Source organism: bacterium, assembly GCA_021372615.1.
Classification (GTDB): domain Bacteria; phylum Armatimonadota; class Zipacnadia; order Zipacnadales; family UBA11051; genus JAJFUB01.
Genome location: JAJFUB010000019.1, coordinates 116621 through 138873, shown reverse-complemented (window position 1 = coordinate 138873; position 22253 = coordinate 116621). Strand labels below are relative to the sequence as shown.

The following is a 22253-nucleotide window of genomic DNA, read 5'->3' as shown; positions in this document are numbered from 1 at the left end:
GTCGCTGCGTCAGGCTTTCGCCCATTGCGCAAGATTCCCTGATGCTAACTCCCGGAGGAGTCTGGACCATGTCTCAGTCCCAGTGTGGCCGACCATCCTCTCAGACCGGCTAGCCATCGTCGCCTTGGTAGGCCGTTACCCTACCAACAAGCTAATGGCCCGCGGGCCCATCCTGCAGCGGAATAAACCTTTACTGCAGCGCCTTGAGGCGCTGCAGACCATCGGGAATTAGCAGCCGTTTCCAGCTGTTGTGCCCGTCTGCAGGGCAGGTTACCCACGTGTTACTCACCCGTTTGCCGCTCTCCCCAGTCTTGTGCAAGCACGCAACTGGTTCTCGCTCGACTCGCATTCATTAAGCACGCCGCCAGCGTTCGTCCTGAGCCAGGATCAAACTCTCCATCGAAAAAACGTGGTCTCCGTACGCAGGCACTCAGTCCTGCGCCGGAGGGCTCGATCACTGTCAGTCAACTGGCTATGTTTCAAGCACGCTATTTAGTTGTCAAAGATCGCCCTGTTCCCCATCGGGAGACTAACTTTACCAGACCCCGGCGCTCCTGTCAACAGCTTTCTTCAGCGCCGTCTGCCCCACTCGCGCCTCGCCGCCTCCGCCCACCGCGGGGACGCTGAACATACCATGCTTCACTGCTGCTGTCAAGGGCGTGCGCCGACTTTTCTCACCCGCCACCGCACTCCACCGTAACGTCAAACCCCCGCGCACAGAGCGGTAACTATACAGATCGCCTCGCGATGAGTCAAGCACTTTTTCCCGTGTGACTCAACATCTCCTGCGCCCTGTCCTGCCTCGCCCGCGGGAGGTCTGGCGCCGGCGGCAGCGAAGTTTTCCTCGCGCGTCCGCCCCGGGCGTCGGCGCGCCCGTGATATGCCGTCGCGCCTATCCCATCCATGCGATCACCTCTCCTCATCTCCGTGCTGTTCATCTGCGCTGGCGCCTGCGCGCAGGACTTCGAGCGTCTCCTCGCCCACGGTCCGCTCCCCTACCTGGAGGGCCCCGCGCTGCTGCAGGTTCAGGGCAACCTGACCGCCGGCGATTGCGCCGACCTCACCTGTGGCGACTACGACAGCGACGGCCGCCCCGATCTGCTCGTGGGCTCGGCCTATGGGGACCTCATCCTCTACCGCCGCTCCGAGAGCATCTTCGAGGCGCCGCGGGCCATGCTCGCCGCCGAGTTCTCCTTCGCCGCCGGGCGCCTCAGTCGCCTGCAGATGTCCCCCGAGCTGGCCGACCTCAACCACGATGGCGTCGCCGACCTGCTCCTGGGCGCTGCGGGGGAGGTCTACTTCTACAGCCGCAAGGGCGGCCTGCACCCCGGCCAGATACTCCGAACCGAGTCCGACCGCACGCTGGCCCAGTCCATCGCTTCCCGCCACCTCGCTCCCTGCGCCTTCGATCTGGATGGCGATGGCGACCTGGACCTGCTCCTCGGCGACGAGGAGGGTCGCGTGTGGTGGGTCGAGTGCCGTCAGGCCGATCCCCTCCGCCTGGCCGACCCGGTGCTGCTGGGGGCCGGTGGGCAGCCCCTGCAGGCCGGCCGCCGCGCCCGCGTCTGCGCCGGCGATTGGGACGGTGACGGGCGCCACGACCTGTTGCTCACCGACATGACCGGCCAGGTCCTCTTCGTGCGCGGCCGGCGCGAGGGCCTCGCCGCCCCGCAGTCGCTCGCCCGCCCGCCGCTGCAGGCCCAACCGGGCGAAGCCCTGACCTACCTCTGCCCGCGTCTGCAGGATGTCAACGGTGACGGCAAGCTGGAGCTACTCCTCGGCTGCCGTGCGGGCTTCGTCGCCATCTTTGCCCGCGAGGCGGCCGGACCCGTCTTCCAGGGCTATCTCCAGGCCCGGCAGGTGCCGCTGGATGTCGGCCGTTGCGCTGCCCCCACCACCTGCGACTGGAACGCCGACGGCCGTACCGACATCGTCAGTGGTTCCGAGGATGGCCTGGTTCGTCTCTTCCTCGGACGCGCCGACGGCTGCTTTGAGGCCGCCCAGACGGTAGTCGGCGCCGATGGCCCCATCGTCGCTCGCGCCGGCGCGACGATGCCCGCCGGCTACTCCTGGCCGCGCCTGACTGACCTGAGCGGCGACGGCGTCAGCGACCTCGCCCTCGGCGGCGCTTCTGGCAATGTCGAGATGTATCTGAACCAGGGCGGCCTGCGGCCCGCCGGGCTGATGCGCATCGGCGGCAATGACATCCGCGCCCAGGGCCTCAGCGCCATTGCCCTCTCCGACTACGATGGCGATGGCGACCCCGACCTGTTCGTCGGCGACTTGCTGCCGCCGGGCGTGCAGGCCGGCGATCCGTCCTACACCGGCCCCCGCTTCGTCCTGCCCGCTGGCGGCCTGACCTACTACGAGAACGAGGCCGCCAAGGGCATGGGCATGCCGCTGTTCCTCAAGGGCGTGCGCCTCGCGGTCTACGTCGGCAAGCGAGGGCGCACCACCGAAGAGGACGCCCTGGATGCCGGCGTCCTGGGGCCGGGCTACATCGAGCCCCTGAGCCTCCTCGGCGAGTCCTGGAACTTCCTGCTGGGCACCCGTGCCGGCTACTACGTCTTCGCCGCCACCCGGCCCCGCCAGTACTACCCCGCTCCCATGCTGGCCTCCACCGATGGCATCCCCAACCCGCTCTTCCCCCCGCTCTACTCCTGCACGGCCGCCACGTTGGGTGCTGCCGCCCCGCGCGACCACGGCCTCCTCTGCGGCCTGGCTGACTACGGCTTCATCTGCTACTTCCCACCGGACCAGGTCCCGCAGTTGAACACCAACGGCAGGACGCCATGACCGCCGACCTCTGGCTTCACCTCGAGCGCGGCTGGCCCGGCGCGGCCGCCGGCGTCACCCGGCGCGGTCCCTATGACCCCGCCGTCCCATGGTCCGGCTACAACATGGGCCGCACGCCGCAGGCCGATCCCGCCACTGTAGACGCCCTCCGCCACCGCGCCCTGGAGGAGCTGTCGTCGCCGTTACTGGGACCGCGGGCATCCTGCCCGCAGCCGTCGCCGTTGGAGCGCGGGCTTTCCTGCCCGCAGCCGTCGCCTTACCTCGTCTTCGCCCAACAGGTCCACGGTCCCGGCGTCGCCGTGGCCCACCAAGCCGATCTGTCTGCGTTGCCGAGCTTCCACGGCTACCCGTACTACCCGGGGTGCGACGCCCTCATCACCGCCGAGCCCGCCCTCGCCCTCACCCTCTTCTACGCCGACTGCTGCCCCATCGTCCTCTACTGTCCCGAGCCCCTCTGCGGCGGCGTGGCCCATGCCGGCTGGCGCGGCACCGTGGCCGACATGGCCGCCTCGATCGTGGGCGCCCTGCACCGCGAGTTCGGCGCCCCGCCCGAGCGAATGCAGGCCCTCGTCGGCCCGTGCATCGGGGCGGAGTGCTACCCGGTCGGCCCCGAGGTGCTGGCGGCCGTCGAGACCCTGGGATTGGGGGATGTGGGAGCGGTCCTGGAACTGGGGGATGTGGGAGAGACCCTGGAATTGGGGGACGTGGGAGCGGTCACCGACCGCGATGGCGGCGCTGTGCACCTCGATCTGCTGGCCCTGAACGTGGCCCTGTTGGAACGTTCGGGAGTCCCACCGGCACATATCCGGCGGCTGCCCGACTGCACCCGTTGCGGCCCGGCGCCGCTCTTCTCCTGGCGCCGCGATGGGCCCACCTGCGGCCGTCACGTCGCCATGCTCATGCTCACCGGATAGGCCCACCACCGTAGGAGGCTGTGATGCTGCGACGAACTGCCATCATGCTGACCATACTCCTGCCCGCCCTGGCGCAGGCCCACTGGACCGAACACCGCGAACTACCGGACTGGGCGCAGCGGGGCCGCTTGCGCTGGTGCCTGCACTATTCCCGGGCCGACCGCAAGCTTGTGGACCTCTTCCTGCAGGCTGACCAGACCCTCCTGCACGGGGGCAGCTTCGACTCCCCCGAGACCGCCGAGTACGCGCGCCAGCACGGCCTGCGCTACATGCCGTATGTCTGCAGTCGCACGGTCACAACGGCGGAGATCGCGCGCAGCCCCCAGCTCAAGGATGCCGTGGTCCTGAAGGCCGACGGCACGGAGTTCCTGGCCTATAGCAACCCGGTCCGGCGCTACGGATCGCTCTACCAGCCCGCCTGGCCCGAGTACGTGCGCGAGCGCACCCGCAAGGTCTGGGGCCTGCCCGACGTGGCCGCCATCTTCTACGACAATGCCTTCTGGCCCGGCGATGACCACAACCCGGCGACGGTCGCGGCCTGGAAGCAGTGGGCGAAGGCGCGCGGGATGGATCCCGGCGAGGACATGCCCTCAGTCAGTGCCAGCCCGCTGGCCGCCGCTGCCCGCGCTTTCACCGCCGACAGCCTCACCGACTACCACCGGATGCTGCAGCAGTTCGACCGCTCCCACCAGCCGTCGCTGCTGAACTGCCCGAACCTGGGCAGCGCCGCCGGCGGCATGGGCGCCATCGAGGCCGGGGCCGTGGACCTGGTCTTCTACGAGACGATGAGTCACCCGCCCTTCGAGAACAACATGTACCGCTACAAGGTGGGCCTGGCCGCCTCGCACGGCCACCCCACGGGCATCCTGGCCTACCTGCCCGAGCGTATCGGCAGCGACCGCGGGCAGCGCACCTGGAACGAGGGGATGCACGCCTACTTCTTCCCTTCCTCCCCCATCGCCGAGGAGTTCGCCCTGGCGGTCGCCGAAGCCGCCGCCACCGACGGCACCTACATCCCGTGCTACAACCTCTTCCCCTCGCTCCCAATCACCGACATGAGCGATCCCTTCAACCAGCGCATCTACGCCGAGCTGAAGCGCTCCTACGGCTTCCTGAGGGCCAATGAGGACCTCTACGCCACCTCCCGGCCGGCCGCCGAGGTGGCGATCTTCCATTCGACCCTCGAGCAGATGCAGAGCTACCGGCTTCAGAACGACCAGGCCCTCGCCGAGGCGCTGCTCGCCGCGGGCATCCCGCACGAGGTTGTCGTCGCCTCCGATCTGCGCGAAGACGGCCTCGGGCCCACGCGCACGCTGCTGGTGCCCAATGTCGTCTATCTCGATGAGCCGACGGCCGCCGGGCTCGTGCGCTTCATCGAGGGGGGCGGCCGGGCCATCATCACCGGCGAGTACGGCACCACGGACGCCACCGGGCGGCCGCTCGATTCGCCGGCCGTGCGCAAGGTGCAGCAGGCGCTACGCATCTTCTCCCGGCCGATCCAGCAGTGGACGCTGGATGGCATGGAGCCGGAGGGCCCGGCCACCATCCGCGTCACCGCCAGCCAGGGCGCCGCACAGGTGAAGTTCGACGGCCAGCCCGGCCAGTACGTCGCCTATCTGTCGCTCACGGACGAGGGGGACGGCACCTCCTCCTTCAGCTTCGCCGCCGGCGGCAGGACCGTCTACGAGGGCAAGCTCGATGTCGAGGACGAAAAGCAGCATCTGTTCCAGACCCCGGCCTTCGCTGTCCGCCCCGGTGACATGCTGGAGCTGCGGGTGCGCGCCGATGCGGGCGAGCGCGGTCGGACACAGTCGGTGATGCTGGTCGCGGCCACCGCGCAGCAGGGCGTGGCTCTGGGCAAGGGTGTCGCGCTCTACCGCCCGATGGGCCTGGAAGCCCTGCCGCCCGACCAGCTCGTGTCGCTGGTAGCCCCGCGGGTCCAGTTGCTGAACCCGGGGCATGTGGCGATCAACCGCATGGAGGCCCGGCAAGGCCAGGTGCAGGAAGTCCACCTGGTCAACTACGACTTCCGCTACGAGGTGGACCACCCCGGCCGCTACGCCAGCGACGACGGCACGCCGGAGCTGCGGACCTACTTCGGCCGCCCGGGCGCCGTGCTGCGTAAGCGCGTGCACATCCCCCAGCCGGCGCAGGTCGTGGACCCGGTCATCCAGATCCGCGGCAACGCCACGGCCGACACCACCGCCGACCTCGTCGTCACGATCAACGGCCGCCCCGCCGCCCGCATCCCGGCGCCACAGATGCAGCGGACAGCCTGGATCGAGGCCCCGATAGACCCGGCGCTGCTGCAGACCGACAACACCGTGGAGTTGCGCATGGACGGCGAGGTCAACGGGACGACCAAGTGGCTCCAGGTCAGCATTGACAGGGACACGCAGGCCGGGAACTCCGAGTTCAGCACCGACGGGGGGAAGATGTTCAGCGGGGCCGACCTCTCGCCCGACCTGCGCGCCCAGACGGGCGAGTACATGATCCGGATCGTGGACCAGAGCCCCGGCGGCGAGCGCAGGTCGCCCGACAACCTGGTCACCAACGGCGGCTTCGAGCAGGCCGTCGTCCCCCACAGCGAGACGAAGCTCACGGTTGTCCCGGCCACCGACCTGCAGGTGCAGGCGCCCGGCGCGCCGCGGGCCGCGCTGCTGATCTCCCCCGAGCGTCAGCCCCAGTGGCTCACCGGCCGGGCCGCCGGCGCCCAGAGCGTCTACACGGTGCCCCGCGTGGACATCTACAGCGTCCTGTTGCTGGGCCCCTCCCGCCAGGCGCTGCAGCCCTTCTACGACACGCAGATGAAGTTCGCTGGTTGGCAGGTCGAGGCGGTCACCGGGGCGCCGAAGGCCACCCAGACCGGCTGGGACCCCTACGGCGACGGCTTCAAGACTGATGACACCGTGAGTCACACGGGCCGGCACGCCATCTGCGCGGAGAACACGTCAGCGACGGACGTGCGCGGCGCCGTCCAGACCCTCGACTTCACGGCGGGGCAGAAGCAGGCCTACACCGTGACCGCCTGGAGCCGCGCCGAGAACGCCTCGGGCTCGCCCAACCCGGACTACTCGCTCTATGCCGACGCCACCTGCGCCGACGGCACGGTCTACAACGGCCACGCCACGCCGTTCGCCACCGGCACCCACGACTGGCAGCAGGTCAAGCTGGAACTCAACCCGCCCGGCCCCCTGCGGTCGCTGAAGATCTACACGCTCTTCCGCAAGAAGACCGGGCGGGTCTGGTTTGATGAGGTGCGGATGCAGGCCACGCCTGCCCCGTAGCGCGTGGGACGAGTCTGCCCTCTGTGTCGCGTGGGCGGGTTTGTCCCCAAACCCGCAAGCCGTGTGGGTTCGCGGACGAACCCACCTACGCGCTACCGCAGCTCGATGATCCGCCGGACTATCTCCTGCCGCACGGCGTCCAGGTCGGCCTCGGACGGGTCCAGCGCCGCCAGCCAGGCCTCGGTCGCCGCCGCCCGGCGCGCCTTCTCGCCGCCTGCCGCCTGCGCCGTCTTCACGGCCTGCAGCAGTGTCGAGAGATAGCGCACGTCATCCACGCCCTCGCGGAAGCCCTCCCACTGGATCGTGTCAATGACGCCGTTCTGGGCCGGGTACGCCATCGTGTGGTCGCGGTAGCTCTGGTTGTCGAAGTCGTTCCACTCGTGCCCGAAGGAGTGCTGGTAGGCGTAGTCCATGGCCCCGTCGTAGCCTGCCTTCCACAGCCCGAGCCCGAAGTTGCGCCGATAGGTCTCCGGCTCCTCCACGCCGCACTGGGGGTTGCCATAGTTGAAGATGCGGTGCCCGACGCTATGGGCCTTCCGGGCCTCCTCCGGCACGGGTCGCCCCGACCACACCGGCAGGTCCAGCAGGTCGCCCACCAGCGAGAAGTAGTCCTTGTAGCACGCCACGTAGACCTTCGCCCCGGTGTCGTGGACGGCCTGGAAGGCATCGCGTTCCGCCTTCAGGGCGTCACCGGAGGCCTCGTCAATCCCGTACACATACAGCCCCGGATAGCCCCGTTTGGTCACAAACTCCAGCCACTGCGCCACCCGCTTGCGCAGGTCCGCCAGTGCTTCCGGCGTCTTGGGCGCTCCGGTGGATATCCCCAGGCTCATCACCGGCTTGCCCTGCATCCCTGCCGCCTCGCGCAGGTCGAGGACGCGCCCGAGCAGCCGCTCGTCGAACCGCTGGTAGATGGTCGGGTTGACCACCCCGTGGGCCACCAGATCGCGCATCTCGGCGGCGAACTGTTCCTCGCACTTGCGCTCCGAGGAGATGCTGCCCTGGTCCTCGGCGGTCAGCACGCCCCGGTAGTAGATCGAGTACTCCAGCACCGGCTCGGCCAGCGTGAATGGCAGCACCGTGATCTGCAGCGGCAGCCGCTCCGACTCCACGCCCTCGGCCGTCACGACCACTTCGCCCACATACGTCCCCGCCGCTGTGCCCGCGGGGATGTGCGCCGTCAGCCAGAACTGCTTCAGTGTCCGCTCGGGCACCGTCAGCGGCAGGAGCTTCTCGGCATCCCGGGGGACAAGTGTGCTCAGGTTGCTACTGCTCTTGAGCGAGCAGTCCAGGTACTCGATCGAGCCCGGCTGCGCCCGTACGAAGTTGGCCTGCTGCCGGTAGTCCACCTCGACCAGCGCATCGTCCTTGAGCAGCAACTCCGGCGTCAGCAGCCTCTGCCCCAGGTCGCCGATGCCCCGCCCGGCCTGGTACCAGCACTTGACCGCGTACGGCTCCACACAGGAGCCCGGCAGCACGGTCTCCCCGCACTTCAGGTCCCCGATGGTAAGGCGCACGCCCTTCAGCTCCCGCGCCGCGTACACCGAGAACGTGGCCGACTCGTACTCGCCCGGGCAGCCCGTCAGCGCCAGTTGCGGTACGGCACGCGGCGCGCGCGGCCAGCGGTCGCTCAGCAGGCGGTCATTGGTCATGGCTCGCGTGACGAAGAAGTGCCAGGACCGGGCCCCGCCGCCGGTCGCCGCCAGCATGGTCGCTTCGTCCTGCACCTGGAAAGCATCGAACCGCACCGGCTCCAGCCGCCGGTACAGGCCCACCCACTCGTCACGGAAGTTCTGTGCCGTCAGGCTTCGGAAGCGCGTCTGCAGGTTCCGCAGACGCCCCTCCAGGTTGACGACTGCCTGCGCCATGCGCGGCCGGCAGTTGTCGGGCAGGCCGGCCGCTGTCTCTCGCGCTGCCTGCACCGACCGCGCGGTCTCGGCCAGGGCCGGGCCCAGCAGTCCGGACTTCAGCGCCGTGAACTCGATCTCATCCAGTTGGCCCGCCACCGCTGCCAGGTCGCTGGTGAACACGATCCGGCCGAAGTGGGCCTTGTCGTGGAAGCTGCGCTGCAGGGGCGCCCACGTGCTGTACTCACGGGCCAGCCAGCGCGCCCGGCTCACGTTCCCCGTCCACACGCTCCCGTCACCGACGCTCGCCCCCAGTTGGGCGAGGGGCACGGCCACCTCCAGGTCCCAGCCCTGCGGCCCCCGCGAGGTGGCCGCCTGCCACTGGCCGTCGAACGACTTCGGCGCTTCCAGGCCAATCTCGTCATAGCGCGTGCCCAGGGCATTGACCACCAGGTGGAAGTACCGCTCCCGTTCCTCAAAGCCGGCCAGCACCTTCGAGTCCGGCGGGATCAGGAAGATCTCGATGCAGTCATCCCCGAAGGTCGGGCCGTCGCGTTCGGTTACCGTGGCCCGGATCTTGGCCATCTGCGGCTCATCGCAGTGCACGCCCAGGTAGAGCTTCTCGGCGTCGTACACCATATACGCGACCGACTGCGTCTCGGCCGGCGTCCCCAGCGTCAGCTTCACGAACGGCTTCATCGCGCGCGTCGCCTGCCAGCATGGTTCGTCCAGCTTGCCGTCTATCGTCGGCGCGGCCGCCGTGCGCACGCAGGCCGTGACGACGAACGGCAGCGCGGGCGTCTCGGCGGCCCACACGGGCACGACGCCCGCCAGCAGCAAGCACACGGCCACAGCACATCCCATCAACTTCAGTCGCAACATGAATGACCCCTCCCGGTGGTCAGGCCGCCAGCCCTCCCCCGGGGGGGCGGCGGCTCGGATACAGGCCGATCGCGCTCTCGTCGTCCCGGCTCAGAAGTCGAACTGGGCGATGTTGTCCTTCGTGAACTCCATCGGCGGGCCCAGCAGCACCTGATCGCCACTCACCGTCAGGCTCCCCAGCCGCCCCGACTCCAGCGCCTTGGCCCCGGCGGCCAGCTTGCCCTCCGCCAGTGCCTGCGCCGCCTGGATGGTGGCATACCCCAGGTCCACCGGGTTCCACAGGATGACCGTCTTCACGGTCCCGGCCTCCACCCACTGCCGCATGGGCTTGGGCGTGGCCAGCCCCACCACCGCCACTTTGCCGCCCTGCTTGGCCTGCTGCACGGCATCAGCAGCCCCGGGGAAGGCCACCGACGAGATGGCGAAGACCCCGTCCAGGTCGCGGTAGGTCTTCAGCAGGTCCTGCGTCACCTGGAAGGCCAGCTGCTGGTTCTCCTCGCTCGGCTTGGGGTCGCACACCAGCTTCATCTGCGGGTACTGGCTGGCCATGCGGGCCTTCATGGCCTTGATCCACGCATTCTGGTTGGCGGCCGTCAGCGAGCTGGTGACGATCGCCACCTTGGCCGTCTTGCCCTTCTGGGCCGCCATCTCATCCACCAGGGCCGCGCCGACCGCCTCCGAGGAGGCCTGGTTGACGAAGAACTCCCGCCCGGACTTCTCGGGGTTCGCGTCGGCATCCCAGGTGAGGACATGGATGCCCTTCGCGCGCGCCTTCTTCAGCACGCCGGCGATGGAGTCGGGGTCATTCGGCGAGATCGCGATGACGTTCACGTTCTGGGCGATGTACCCGTCAATGAGCTGGTTCTGGGCGTCCGCCTTGTCCTCGGTGGGGCCGTCGAAGATCAGCTCGACATTCCCCAGCGCCTGCGCCGCTTCCCGCGCGCCCTTCTCGCAAGCGTTGAAGTAGTCAATCCCCTTGAGCTTCGGCACCATGAGCACGGTGATCTTGCCCGGTGTCGCCGCTCCCGGACCGGGGGCGGCGGGCGCCACGGCGGGAGCGGGTGGCCCCGCTTCCTGCGGCCCGGTCTTGGTGCATCCCGACATCGCGACAATGACCACACCGGCCAGCGCTAGCAACAGGCTTCCTCGTCTCATGGCTGTCACTCTCCTTGCGCGGGCGGCATTTCGCGCCCGTCTTCCCGGGACCTGCCGGCCACGGGCCGCACTTGCCCCGCCCGCCACTGGATGAGCTGGTAGACCACTGCGGCCAGCAGCAACACCAGCCCCAACACAATCTTCTGCCCCTCGAAGGGCACCCGGGCCAAAGTCAACCCCCGCACGAGGCTGCTGACGATCAGCAGCCCCAGCATCGTGCCCGGGATGTCGCCCCGCCCCCCGCTGATGCTCACCCCGCCCAGCACACAGATGGTGATGACATCCAGCTCCATGAGCGTGCCCGCGTCGGCCTTGGCGGTGGCCACGCGCGACAGGTAGATCGCCCCCGCCAGCCCGCTCATCAGCCCGCTGAAGGCGTACAGCGCCAGCTTCACCCGTGCCACCGGCGCCCCGGCGAACCACGCCGCGCGCTCATTGTGCCCGATGGCGTACACGTAGCGCCCCAGCACGCTGCGGTGCAGCGCGATCCAGGCCAGCGCCAGCACCACCAGCAGCACCGGAAGCTGCTCGGGGACCTGCACCCGCCCCGCAACGGTGTAGTACGACTGGCCGAGGTCGTAGTAGCTGGTGGGGAAGTCGCTGACCGGCGCGTTGGCCCCCAGGCCCAGCGCCAGGCCCCGGTATAGTGCCATGGTGGCCAGGGTGACGATCAGCGGCGGCAGCCGCAGTCGCGCCACCAGCAGCCCATTCCCCAGGCCGCAAAGCAGCCCCGTGCCCAGGCCCACCGCCAGACCGACACCCAGCGGGACATGACCCAGCCGCCACGCCAGCCCCATCGTCACGACGCTCAGCCCCACGATGGACCCCACCGACAGGTCAATCCCGCCCGAGATGATGATCGGCGCCATGGCCAGGGCGATCAGCCCGGTCTCCACGAAGAACCGCGACATCTCCAGCAGGTTGTCCGGGCGCAGGAAGGCGGGCCGCAGCGCGCTCACCGCGACCACCGTGGCGGCCAGGAGCCCCAGGAGGGCCCAGTTCTCGCGGCTGACTGACGCCGGCGCGAAGCGGCCCATCAGCCCTCCCCCCGGCCCCGGCGGCGCAGTGTGTCCGCCACGACCGCCAGCAGTATCAGCCCGCCCTGGAAGGCCTTCTCCCAGGTGGGCTCCAGCCGCAGGGGCGTCAGGGCCCCGGCGATGACCCCCAGCAACAGCACCCCGAGCACCGTGCCCAGCATCGTTCCGCTGCCCCCGAAGACGTTGGTCCCGCCCACGACGACCGCCGTGATGACCACCATCTCCAGCCCCTGCCCCGCATTCGTCTGGATGGCGCTCCAGCGCCCGGCATACACGAACGCCGCCAGGCCCATCAGCAGCCCCATCACCACATACACCATCACCTGCACCCGCCGCACGGAGATGCCCACGTGGGCGGCGCTCTCGGGGTTGTCGCCGGCGGCGTAGATCATCCGCCCCGCCGCCGTCCAGCGCAGCCCGACCCAGCCCGCCACCACCGCGCCCGCCGCGACCCAGACCGGAAGCGCGATCCCCAGCGGGGCGCTCAGGCCGACCTCCCGGAAGCCCACCGGCAGGTTGATCCACCGCCCGCCCGTCACTTCGATCAGCACGTGCCGCACGAGCGTTAGCGTCGCCAGCGTGGCGATGATCGGGGGGATGCGGGCCGGGACGATGAGGACGGTGTTGATCGCCCCCAGCCCCAGCCCGGCCAGCAGTGTCGCCGCCAGCACCACCCCGACCGGCCAGCCGGCCGAGGCGCTGGCCCCCGCCACCGTGGCGCACACGGCCAGCATCGAGCCGATGGAGATGTCAATGCCGCCGGTGAGAATGACCATCGTCATGCCGACCGCGGCAATCAGCAGGTAGGCGTTGTTGGTCAGGATGTCGCCCAGGTTCGCCCGGGTGGCAAAGCTGGGCGCCAGAACCGAGACCACGCCCACCAGCAACGCCAACAGCACCGCCAGGCCTAGCTCGCGCATGGGTGGACGGCGCGACGGCGACGGCGCTCGCACCCCGCCCACCACCCCCTCCGCGGCAGTGCCCAGTGCCAGGTCCAGCACCTGCTCCTGCGTGGCCTGCGCGGCATTCAGCGTCCCCACCAGCTGTCCCCGGTGCAGCACCAGCAGCCGGTCGCTCAGCGACAGCAACTCCGGCATGTCCGAGGACACCAGGACAATCCCCACGCCCCGGGCGGCCAGATCGCGAACCTGCCGGTGCAGTTCCGCCCGGGCCCGGACATCCACGCCCTGTGTCGGCTCCTCGAGCAGCAGCACGCGCGGCTCCGTGGCGAGCCGCGCGGCCAGCGCCACCTTCTGCTGGTTGCCGCCTGACAGGGCCGCCACGGGTTGCTCCACCCCGGCCGCCTTCACCGTGAAGGCCCGCGCCAGCTCCGTGGCGCGCTCGGCTTCCTCCCGGCGACGGATCAGCCCAAGCCGCGAGGCGCAGCGTCGCAGCGCCCCCAGCGTGATGTTCTCGCGCACGTTCATGGGCAGGATCAGGGCCTCGCGGTGCCGGTCGGCGGGTACCAGGGACACCCCGGCCTGCAGGGCGTCGTGGGGACTGCAGATCGGCAGCGGCTGCCCCCCGATCAGCAGCCGTGCCGCCGTGCCGGGCTCCACGCCCCCCAGGGCCCGCAACACCTCATTGCGCCCCGACCCGGCCACTCCGGCCAGGCCCACAATCTCCCCGCGCCCCACGGTGAAGCTCACGTCGGCCACCTTGCCCGGCACGCTGAGGCCCTGCACTTCCAGCAATGCCGCGCCCTCCGGCTGCCTCGCATGCTGTGCTGCCGCCGGGGCTGCGCCCTCCGCCGCCTCCCCCACCATCAGCCGCACGAGCTCCTCGCGGCTGACCTCGCCGATGGGGCGCGTGGCTACGAGACGGCCATCCCGCAGCACCGCCACGCGCTCGGCCAGCTCGAACACCTCGGCCAGGCGATGGCTGATGTAGACCATCGCCACCCCGCGCCCATGGAGCCGTCGTATGAGCGCGAACAGCCGCTCGGTCTCCTCCTGCCCCAGCGGCGCGGTCGGCTCGTCCAGGATCAGCAAACGGGCGTCAGCCAGCAGGGCCCGGGCGATCTGCAGCAACTGCCGCTCGGCCACGGTCAGGTCGCCCGCGCGGGCGTCCAGGTCCAGCGATACGCCCATCTCGGACAGGATGGCGGTGGCCCGGCGGCGCATCTCGGGCCACGAGATCAGGCCCGCGACGCCGCGCGGCCATTCGCCGACGAACAGGTTCTCCAGGGCAGTCAGGGAGGGAAACAGGTCGGGGTGCTGGGGGACGATGGCCACGCCCAGGGAGCGGGCCATGCGAGGGCTGAACGTCGTGACCGGCCGCCCGCTCAGGCGCAGCTCCCCCGCGCTGGGCGCCGTCTGCCCCGCAATGATCTTGACCAGGGTGCTCTTGCCGGCGCCGTTCTCCCCCACCAGCGCCCACAACTCACCCGCCGCCATCTCCAGGCTGACGCCGTCCAGAGCCAGCAGCCCCGGATAGGCCTTGCCCAGGTCGCGACATGCCAGGATGGGGGGCGGAGGGTCAGACAAGGCAGCCAACCTCAGTGACCGGTCCATGGCGCCTGCCCGCAGGCAGCGCCTCGCGGCAGTCTCTTCCGGGCGTACGCGCCCAAGACCTGCCCGTGCGCTGCGCGCGTGATACGCAGGAGGGATTCCTTCGCGTCGCGCCGAAGTCCGCCCCCCGTCGGGCCCGACCGGCCAGAACCGGTCCGTGTCCGACAGCGCGTTCCGGGAGGAACCACCGGTCTCGTAGGGCAGGCGGCCTCGCCTGCCCTTCTCCACCGCGCGGGCGAGGCCGCCCGCGCTACTGGCGATGGGGGGCGCGCCCGGAGCACCACGCGAACACCGAGCAGCAGGAGAGTGCAGCTATGGCCAGGCGCAGCCGCAAGACCATCCGCGTGGGCGTCTATGGCATCGGACGCGGTCGTTCCTTCGCCGAACAGGCCGCCGCCATGGAGGGCGTCGAGCTGGCGGCCATCTGCGAGCAGCGGGAGCAGGCCCTGCAGGACTTCCTGCGCGCCCATCCCGGCGTCACGGGCTACGCCGACTACAGCCAGATGCTGGAGCACGACCTGGACGCAGTGGTGCTGGCCAACTACTGCACCGAGCACGCCCCCGCCGCCGTCCAGGCGCTGCAGGCGGGGCTGCACGTGCAGAGCGAGTGCATCGCCGTCAAGACCATGGGCGAGGCCGTCGAGCTGGTGCGGGCCGTCGAGGCCAGCGGCAGGATCTACATGTTCGCCGAGAACTGTGCGTACATGAACTTCGCCCAGGAGATGGCCTACCTGTACCAGAAGGGCGAGATTGGCGAGTTCCGCTATGGCGAGGGCGAGTACGTCCACCCCGTCTCGGCTGACACCAAGATCAGCCTCTCGCCCACCTTCGACCACTGGCGCAACTGGATGCCCGCGACGTACTACTGCACCCACAGCATGAGCCCGATCATGTACGTCACCCGCCTGCGCCCGGTGAAGGTGAATGGCTTTGTGGTGCCGTGGGACGCCATGACCCCCGCGTGCAGCGACACCTACAAGCGCAACGACCTCGCGGCGGTGATCATGGTGCAGATGGAGAACGGGGCCTACGCCAAGCTCCTCCTGGGCGCCCTGGAGAAGCACCTGCTGTGGTACCGCATCTACGGCCACAAGGGCTGCCTGGAGAACTCGCGGACCGACTACACGCAACTGCTGATCCACAAGGAGTCCTGGAACAAGCAGCCGGGGGAGCCCGCCGACATGACGTACCGGCCGGAGTTCCGCCAGCACCACGACCTGGCGGCCCGCACCGGCCATGGCGGGGCGGACTTCTTCATGCTGCACGAGTTCGTCCAGGCCATCCGCACGGGGGTGCCGCCGTACTTCGATGTCTACCGCGGCCTGCAGATGAGCTGCCTGGGGATCCTGGCCTACAGGAGCGCCCTGAACAACAACGTGGCCCTGGACGTGCCGAGCTTCGACAACGCCGTCGAACTGGCGCCCTACGAGGGGGACAACTGGTCGGCCGATCCGGCGGATGCCGGGCCGGGCCAGCCGCTGCCGAGCATCCTGGGGGACATCAATAAGCCTAAGCAGCTCCGCGAGAAGATCGCCAAACGCGCCCGCGAGTTGCGCCCGGACTGGAACGTGTAGCCGCTCGCGGGCCGCTCAGGGCACGCGGAACGTCCCCGCCGCCTTCACGCCGCTGGCCACGTCGCGCACCGTGACCTGCCACGCCCCTGACGGGTCATTCAGCGCCAACGGGATGGTCGTGGTCACACGCCCGCCCGGGGCCGCCACATTGCGCGTGTAGGCGAAGACCGGGGCCTGCTGCCCCGGCGCGGTCAGCTCCAGGTGCAGCACATGGTCCGTCGGACGGCCGGCGCACCGGACCGCCGCGGTGACCTGCAACTGTCTCCCCTGCAAGCGGCACTGCAGGCCCAGCCCCTCCACGCGGTACGGCAGCAACGCCAGGAAGCGCGCATCCGCCGGCGGAACTGCGATCTTCAGCTCCTCAAGCTGCCCCAGCAGTCGCCCGGCCCGGGCGTCGTACACGAACCGGCGCTCGGGCAGCCGCAGGACTACATCGCCCTCCCGGGCCGCTTCCCCCGTCGCCGCGCGCACCAGCCCCACATATTCCGCCGCCCCCAGCGTGAACCGGTAGGCCTCCGTCTGCGCCGGCAACCCGCCCCTGGCCAGCCGCCAGGAGAGCGCCGCCTGCACGCCGAGTTTCGCCAGTGCGGTGTCAATCGCCTCGGCCTGTGTCGCCGTCGCTGCACTCCCCAGGCACACCGCCCGCGGCCCGGCGAACACCTCCGCCAGCGGCGACGCCGCCCGCGGGCAGCCATGGGCCGTCTGCGTGGCGGGCATCAGGTCCGCCAGCAACCGCCCGCCGCCGGCGACGAACTGCCGCAGCGCCGCCACCGCCTCGTCGCTCAGCGCCACGCAGCACGGCAGAACAACCAGCGACACACCCCGTAGCCGCTCCCGGGTCAGTTGCTCGGGGAGCGCGTAGCGATAGCACAGGCCCGCCCGCTTGAGCGCCGCGGCCAGCGCATCATCGGCTGATGCATACCGCTGGTAGCCCGTGTTCACCGGCCGCCCCACCGGCAGCGCGGCCTCGGCGTACAGGCTGTGCAGGCTGGCCTGGGAATGGATCACGAGCGCCTCGGCCGCGGCCGGCTGCGCCAGGCGCAGCACCTTGCCGATCCCTCCCTGCAGGTCGCGGGCCGCCTCGGTGACGGCCACGCTGCGCCCCGTGGGCCGCCACAGCGGATCGAGCATCTGCCAGGGCGTGAAGCCGTCCTTGCCGGTGTAGCCCCAGGGCTCCAGCGGGTCCCACCAGATCGGGCTGACGCCGCCGTTGAGCGCAAACCACCACAGGAACTGCCGGCACTCCGGCGCCGTAGATTCGTAGCCGAACCACGAGATCATCGGCGCGTGCGACCACGACTTGTTCCGGTCCACGACCTGCCGGTAGAAGTAGCGCAGCAGCAACTCCTCGTGCGGCGTCCACAGCGAGAAGTCGGTGCCGGACAGGGAGTTGTAGGCGTAGGGGTTGGTGAAGCTCAGCCGCACGTCGGGGAACCGGGCCCGGACCGCCTCGTGGGCGGTGGCGTACGCCCGGGCCCACACGCGGTCCATGTGCAGGCGGAAGTCCACCCAGCGGGCCGGGTTCGTCTGCCCCCTCAGGTCGTGAAGCAGCGGCACGGTGATCTCGTCGAAGCTCGCGTACTGTGTCCCCCACTCGCGGTTGGCCTGCGCGATGTCGCCATAGCAGCTTCGGGCCCAGTCCTGAAAGCCCTGGCGGCAGAAGTCACAGGCGCAGAACTCCTCGTTGCCCTGCTGCGACAGGTGCGTCTCGTCATCCATGTTGTAGCCGATGAAGCCCCAGCGGCGCTTGGCGGCCACGGCGGCGGTCGTGCGCTCCGCCAGCCCCGCCAGCTCCGCCGGATCGCTGAAGCAGCGCACGCGCACCGGGGCCTTGCCGGTGTTGCGCATCCCCGAGTGCAGCACCCCGCCGAAGGCCGAGAACCCGCGCTGCACAAGGTACTCGCTGATCGTGCACGAGCGTACGCCCTGCGCGCGCAGGAATGCCGCCAGCTCATCACGCAGGTGCTCCGGGCACCGGATCTGCGAGGCGGCGAACCCGGTGGCCAGCGCGAAGTCGTCCAGATCGTCCGCCGCCTGTGGCACCAGCACCTCGGCGCCGGCCCGGTCCACCAGCACCTCGCCCTCCCATGCCGACACGACGGCCCGATGGTACACCGACAGCGGGCTCGCCACGCGCAGCGCCAGCTTGACCTGCTGGGTGCCGGCGGCCGAGGGCCTTGTCTCAGCCCGGGACAGCACGCGCCCGAAGGCGTCCACCAGTTCTGCCCGGAGGGTCGGCCTGGCGCCCTCGGCGATGGCGCAGGTGGCCTGCACGTCGCACACGGCCCCGGGGGCCACCTCGGCCGGGGCGGTCACGCTCTGGATCGTCACCGGCGGCGTCGTGGCCAGCAGCGGCCGGGCCGCAAAGTCGAGGGCATGCCCGGCTCTGTCGCGCAGCAGCACCTGCGCGACCACCGGCCCGCGCGTCCTGGCCGCCGCGGCCGGGGCGGTGAAGGTGACCGTCGCCGGCCCGGCCACACCGGGCGTCACGGTGCGCTGCAGCGAACCCAGGCCCCCAAACCGCGCGTCCCAGCGCACCTCGACCGTCAGGGGCTGGCCGGGAGGGCCGGTGACCTGTGCGGTCACGTTCTGGCCGACTTCCAGGGCCTCGAGGTGCCCGGGGCTGGGCCGTCGCGCCACCCACAGGGCCGCCCGGCACAGGGCCGCCCAGCGGTACTCCCAGTACTCGCCCCACCCGGGCGTGAAGGGGATCAGACCGCTCACGGGATCGGCCCAGGTCAGGCAGGCCACCCGTGCCTTGCCGACCTCACTCGCGGCCACGGCCTTGAGCGCCGGGGGGCCGTCCGTGGTGACTGCCAGAGCCGCGGGGTCGAGCGCCCCCAGCACCTCGGCCCACCGCTCCCCCGGGAGCGCGGTGGCCTTCAGGGCCGCACGCAGGCGCTTGTACTGGCCAGCGTCCACCGGACCGCCGCCCCCGACGGGATCCACGCACAGCACCCCCACCCCGCGCCCGGCCGCCGACAGCAGGCCGTCTACCACTTCCGAGGCGGAGGGGTTCCCGGCGAGGATGATGAGATCATAGTCGCCTGACGCCAGCCGTCGCAGGACGGTCTCCGGGTCGTAGGCGACCACCGAGTCTACCTTGCCGGAGGGCCGGTAGGTCGGGCAGTAGACGAGGTCATAGTTCAGATCGAGGCGTTGGGCCAGCTCCACCACATCGCGCTGGAACTCGCCGATGAAGATCAGGGCCCGCAGCGGGCCGCCGGGGAGGGGCTCGAAGGCCGGCAGCGCCGGGGTCGCGGCGGGCTCGCCGATCCCCCGGTGCTCCTGGCGGGTACAGCGGGTGGCATCGGCAATGCCGCTGGCGCCGCGGATCCCGGGGACCATCTGCACGTAAGCATACTCGATCCAGCCCTGCCGGTTGGCCCGGTACAGGTTGAAGGACTTGAGGCGCCGGGCCCCCTTGTCCACGATGATGCGGCCGCTGTAGAGCCGGTAGTCGCCGGTCACTTCCAGCTTCCAGAAGGGGTACAGATCGTCGGGGCTGCCGTCCTCCATCTCCTGCACGGCGGCGACCCCCGCCAGCGTGTCCGGGGAGCCGCGCATGACGGCATAGATCGTGAAGGCGTCCCCGGCCTTCACGGGCAGGTTGAGGGGCTGGCTGGCGACGCCATAGTCCCCGTCGTTGCGCACCCCCCAGTGGCCCGAGGCCGGGGAGACTTCAGCGCACCGGGACGACGCGGCAAGGCCCCAGCCCTCCGGCTTCCCGTCCTTGACGCGGCTGAAGTCCGGGTTGACGACCAGGCCGTCGGTGGCCTGATAGCCCGAGACGCGACCAGGCCGGGGCTGGGCGGCGAACTGCAGCCGCCCGAACAGGTTGGGGCGATGGAACTTGGCCTCGCCCTTGGCCAAAGGCGCCCAGGTGCTCCATTCCTGGGGTCGCTGCGGCCGATGCTCGCGCCCGACGTTGAAGCCCCAGGCAGCGTCCTCACGCGGCGCCGCGACCCCCAGCTGCTGCCAGGGCAGGGCCATTTCCACCTGCCACGCCTGCGGCAGAGCCACGGCTCGGACCTGGACGTCGGGGTCGAACGCGGGGTCGGTGTTGCGCTCCTCGTAGCGGACGCCGCGGGCGTTGATGACAAAGTGCAGGAAGTCCGTCCGCGCGAGGTCAGGCTGCAGGAACACCTCGACGGCGTCTTCCATCCAGACCTCGCCATCGCGGTTCTTGACCTCGGCCGTGACGGATGCCGGATCGGGCTCCAGGCAGATCACGTGCAGGTACAGCGCCTGGTCGTCCCAGACGGCGCGGGCGGTGGTCTGGCGGAAAGCGCGCTCCGTCCCGCCGCTGCCCAGCACCGAGAAGTCCGTGGCGACCATGGCCTCCTGCCAGCAGGCATCCGCCGGCTGGCCGTCGAGGGCCGGGGCTTGCGCGCACCGCCCCGCCACCAGAGTCTGGCTGAGCGCGGGGCCCCAGGCCCCGACGCACACAAGCGCAAGCAACGCGAGTCGCTTCACCGGAACGCACCTCACAGGTCCACGGCGGTCTGGGAGTTGTCAGTCGTCCATGCGGAAAGCCACTACGTCATCCCACCAGATGGTGTCCTGGTCCGACTGCTGCCCGGTCACGGAAGGCAGCAGCACCAGCTTCCCGGCGCCCTCGGGCACGACGCCCGCGCCGGCCATCAGTGCCCATTCACCTTCGGTCCGGGCGGTGCTCAGGCTCACATCGAGCGCCTCGGCGTGCCACTTGCCCTCGGGGGTCTGCCAGCGCATGGCGAAGGACGGCGTGCCCGCCCCCTGCACCCGGCACCATGCCGCCACCGCCCAGCGCTCGCCCGGTGTCACCGGGACGCTCTGGATCAGGCAACCGTTCCTCATGCCCACCAGCGCGCCGGAGCCGAGGGCCGTTCGCCCCACCGTGCGGTCCCAGTTCGGGTGGCCCTTGGAGGCCCCGCTCTGCCAGTAGCTCCACCCCGGCGGCGCGGTCCCCTGCTTCCAGTCGGACGGCTGCGGGCCGGTCGGCGCGGCGGCCGTGGCGGACCCGAAGTCGGCATTCACCAGGGGGTTCTGGCGCTCCCCCGGTCTGGCCAACTGCTCCAGCACATAGCCTAGCGGATCGGCGGCCATGCGCAGGGCCTGCTCGATCCCCGGCAGCTTCTGCGGCCAGCGCACCTTGTCCGCGGCCGGATGGGGCACCGGCCACCAACTGCACTGCTCGCCGTAGATCCACACGTACTCGTCGGCCACCTCGAGCGCGGTGGTGACATTCTCGGCCAGCCGTCGCACCGGCGTCTGCGTGCCCGGGTTGATGTACCAGGAACTCGTCGGCGGATTCACATACGCATCCAGATATACACCGAAGCCCACCTGCACCTGCGCCCGGTACTTGTAGCGGTTCTCGGGCGCGACCAGCCGCACGCAGGTGTTGCGGATCAGGTTCGCGCCGGTCAGGTAGTCCAGCCGGTTGTTGTACCGGTAGGCATTCTCGCAGCCATCCACGAAGGTCAGCGTCGGGGGCGCCACATCGAGCCACCCATTGACGAAGGCCGGCAGCAGCCCGTATGGGCTGCCCGCCAACGCGCCCATGGGGTCGGCGCGCTCGGCAGCCTGCCGGTGGATCGAGAGCAGGAAGAACGCCAGGATCGTGGCCTTCGGGTTCTCTTTGGCGACCGCCGCCATCACCTCGCGCCCCCGCCGCCGCGCCATCTCCGTGTACTGGGCGAAGGTGTGCTTCCCGGCCTGGGCCTGCGCCGACCAGTCGAAGGCCCGGTACGGGTCGCGGTAGGCTTCGGGATCGAACATGATCCCCGCCATCCCGGCCTCTCGCGTGACGCGGGCCGCCGTGCGCCAGTGGTCCACGATCACCTTCCAGCCGGCGTCATCGAACCAGTCCACATCGCCAGGGTTGGCGTTCATCAGCAGGAAGAGGGAGCGCAGCCGCCGGGGCTGCACGGCCTTGAGGTCGCTGACGATCTGTGCCACCACCTGCTTGTCATACGGCTCGCGGCTGAAGGAGAACCACAGGGCGGGCTTGTTGCCCGGCCCGGCGAAGCGCACCCCGCAGCCCTGCAGCGGCGTGGTTTCCATCACCGTGAGATTGGCGCGGAGACGTTCAGCGTTGGGCAGGTCCCAGCCGACCTCGATCAGCTTCTTCGCCGGACCGCTGTCCTGTGCCCACACCAGGGTCCCAGCCGCCAGCAGCGCCGCCGCCAGTCTCACGGCTGTCCGTATGCGCATTCTCCGTCTCCTTTGGGCCCCCGGGGCCAGTGCCCTCACTGCTCGCCGCCCGG

General features: G+C 70.2%; 10 protein-coding genes and 1 rRNA gene. 4 read left to right on the top strand and 7 right to left on the bottom strand.

The window, feature by feature from the left end; genetic code table 11:
• Nucleotides 1-403, bottom strand: a 16S ribosomal RNA gene (locus LLH23_02965); the annotation flags it as partial.
• Nucleotides 404-903: 500 nt separating this feature from the next.
• Here LLH23_02965 and LLH23_02960 point away from each other — a divergent pair.
• The 3 genes from LLH23_02960 to LLH23_02950 are packed head-to-tail and all read left to right on the top strand — an operon-like array spanning nucleotide 904 to nucleotide 6997.
• Complete coding sequence (locus LLH23_02960) at nucleotides 904-2796, top strand: VCBS repeat-containing protein (GenBank protein ID MCE5237433.1); 1893 nt, start codon at nucleotides 904-906, stop codon at nucleotides 2794-2796.
• Nucleotides 2793-3710 (top strand): polyphenol oxidase family protein, encoded by a 918-nt coding sequence (locus LLH23_02955; GenBank protein MCE5237432.1) that lies wholly within the window; start codon nucleotides 2793-2795, stop codon nucleotides 3708-3710. The genes LLH23_02960 and LLH23_02955 overlap by 4 nt, the downstream gene beginning before the upstream one ends.
• A 23-nt stretch (nucleotides 3711-3733) precedes the next feature.
• Entirely contained in the window at nucleotides 3734-6997 is a 3264-nt protein-coding gene (locus tag LLH23_02950; GenBank protein MCE5237431.1) for a hypothetical protein, read from the top strand.
• Between the two features lie 92 nt (nucleotides 6998-7089).
• On the opposite strand, the gene LLH23_02945 is transcribed toward LLH23_02950, so the two are convergent.
• The 4 genes from LLH23_02945 to LLH23_02930 form a co-directional block, all read right to left on the bottom strand.
• A complete protein-coding gene (locus tag LLH23_02945) occupies nucleotides 7090-9726 on the bottom strand; it encodes a DUF4091 domain-containing protein (protein ID MCE5237430.1) in 2637 nt (878 codons plus the stop codon).
• A 90-nt stretch (nucleotides 9727-9816) separates the two neighbouring features.
• Nucleotides 9817-10881 (bottom strand): substrate-binding domain-containing protein, encoded by a 1065-nt coding sequence (locus tag LLH23_02940; GenBank protein ID MCE5237429.1) that lies wholly within the window; start codon nucleotides 10879-10881, stop codon nucleotides 9817-9819.
• Nucleotides 10882-10886: 5 nt separating this feature from the next.
• Nucleotides 10887-11918 carry an ABC transporter permease gene (locus LLH23_02935; GenBank protein ID MCE5237428.1) on the bottom strand — a complete coding sequence of 344 codons (1032 nt, stop codon included), beginning with the start codon at nucleotides 11916-11918 and terminating at the stop codon, nucleotides 10887-10889.
• Nucleotides 11918-14404, bottom strand: a complete 2487-nt coding sequence (locus LLH23_02930) for an ATP-binding cassette domain-containing protein (protein MCE5237427.1) — start codon at nucleotides 14402-14404, stop codon at nucleotides 11918-11920. Before LLH23_02930 ends, LLH23_02935 begins: the two co-directional genes overlap by 1 nt.
• A gap of 338 nt (nucleotides 14405-14742) precedes the next feature.
• On the opposite strand from LLH23_02930, the gene LLH23_02925 reads away from it, so the two are divergent.
• Entirely contained in the window at nucleotides 14743-16002 is a 1260-nt protein-coding gene (locus tag LLH23_02925; protein MCE5237426.1) for a Gfo/Idh/MocA family oxidoreductase, read from the top strand.
• Nucleotides 16003-16017: 15 nt separating this feature from the next.
• On the opposite strand, the gene LLH23_02920 is transcribed toward LLH23_02925, so the two are convergent.
• Complete coding sequence (locus LLH23_02920) at nucleotides 16018-20478, bottom strand: beta-galactosidase (GenBank protein MCE5237425.1); 4461 nt, start codon at nucleotides 20476-20478, stop codon at nucleotides 16018-16020.
• Nucleotides 20479-20517: 39 nt separating this feature from the next.
• Complete coding sequence (locus tag LLH23_02915; GenBank protein ID MCE5237424.1) at nucleotides 20518-22200, bottom strand: hypothetical protein; 1683 nt, start codon at nucleotides 22198-22200, stop codon at nucleotides 20518-20520.
• Nucleotides 22201-22253: the final 53 nt, after the last annotated feature.

Bases quoted from the DNA above. Each gene is read 5' to 3' on its own strand.
- LLH23_02915 (MCE5237424.1), bottom strand. From the start codon at position 22,200: ATGCGCATACGGACAGCCGTGAGACTGGCGGCGGCGCTGCTGGCGGCT.
- LLH23_02950 (MCE5237431.1), top strand. From the start codon at position 3,734: ATGCTGCGACGAACTGCCATCATGCTGACCATACTCCTGCCCGCCCTG.
- LLH23_02925 (MCE5237426.1), top strand. From the start codon at position 14,743: ATGGCCAGGCGCAGCCGCAAGACCATCCGCGTGGGCGTCTATGGCATC.
- LLH23_02940 (MCE5237429.1), bottom strand. From the start codon at position 10,881: ATGAGACGAGGAAGCCTGTTGCTAGCGCTGGCCGGTGTGGTCATTGTC.
- LLH23_02935 (MCE5237428.1), bottom strand. From the start codon at position 11,918: ATGGGCCGCTTCGCGCCGGCGTCAGTCAGCCGCGAGAACTGGGCCCTC.
- LLH23_02955 (MCE5237432.1), top strand. From the start codon at position 2,793: ATGACCGCCGACCTCTGGCTTCACCTCGAGCGCGGCTGGCCCGGCGCG.
- LLH23_02960 (MCE5237433.1), top strand. From the start codon at position 904: ATGCGATCACCTCTCCTCATCTCCGTGCTGTTCATCTGCGCTGGCGCC.
- LLH23_02945 (MCE5237430.1), bottom strand. From the start codon at position 9,726: ATGTTGCGACTGAAGTTGATGGGATGTGCTGTGGCCGTGTGCTTGCTG.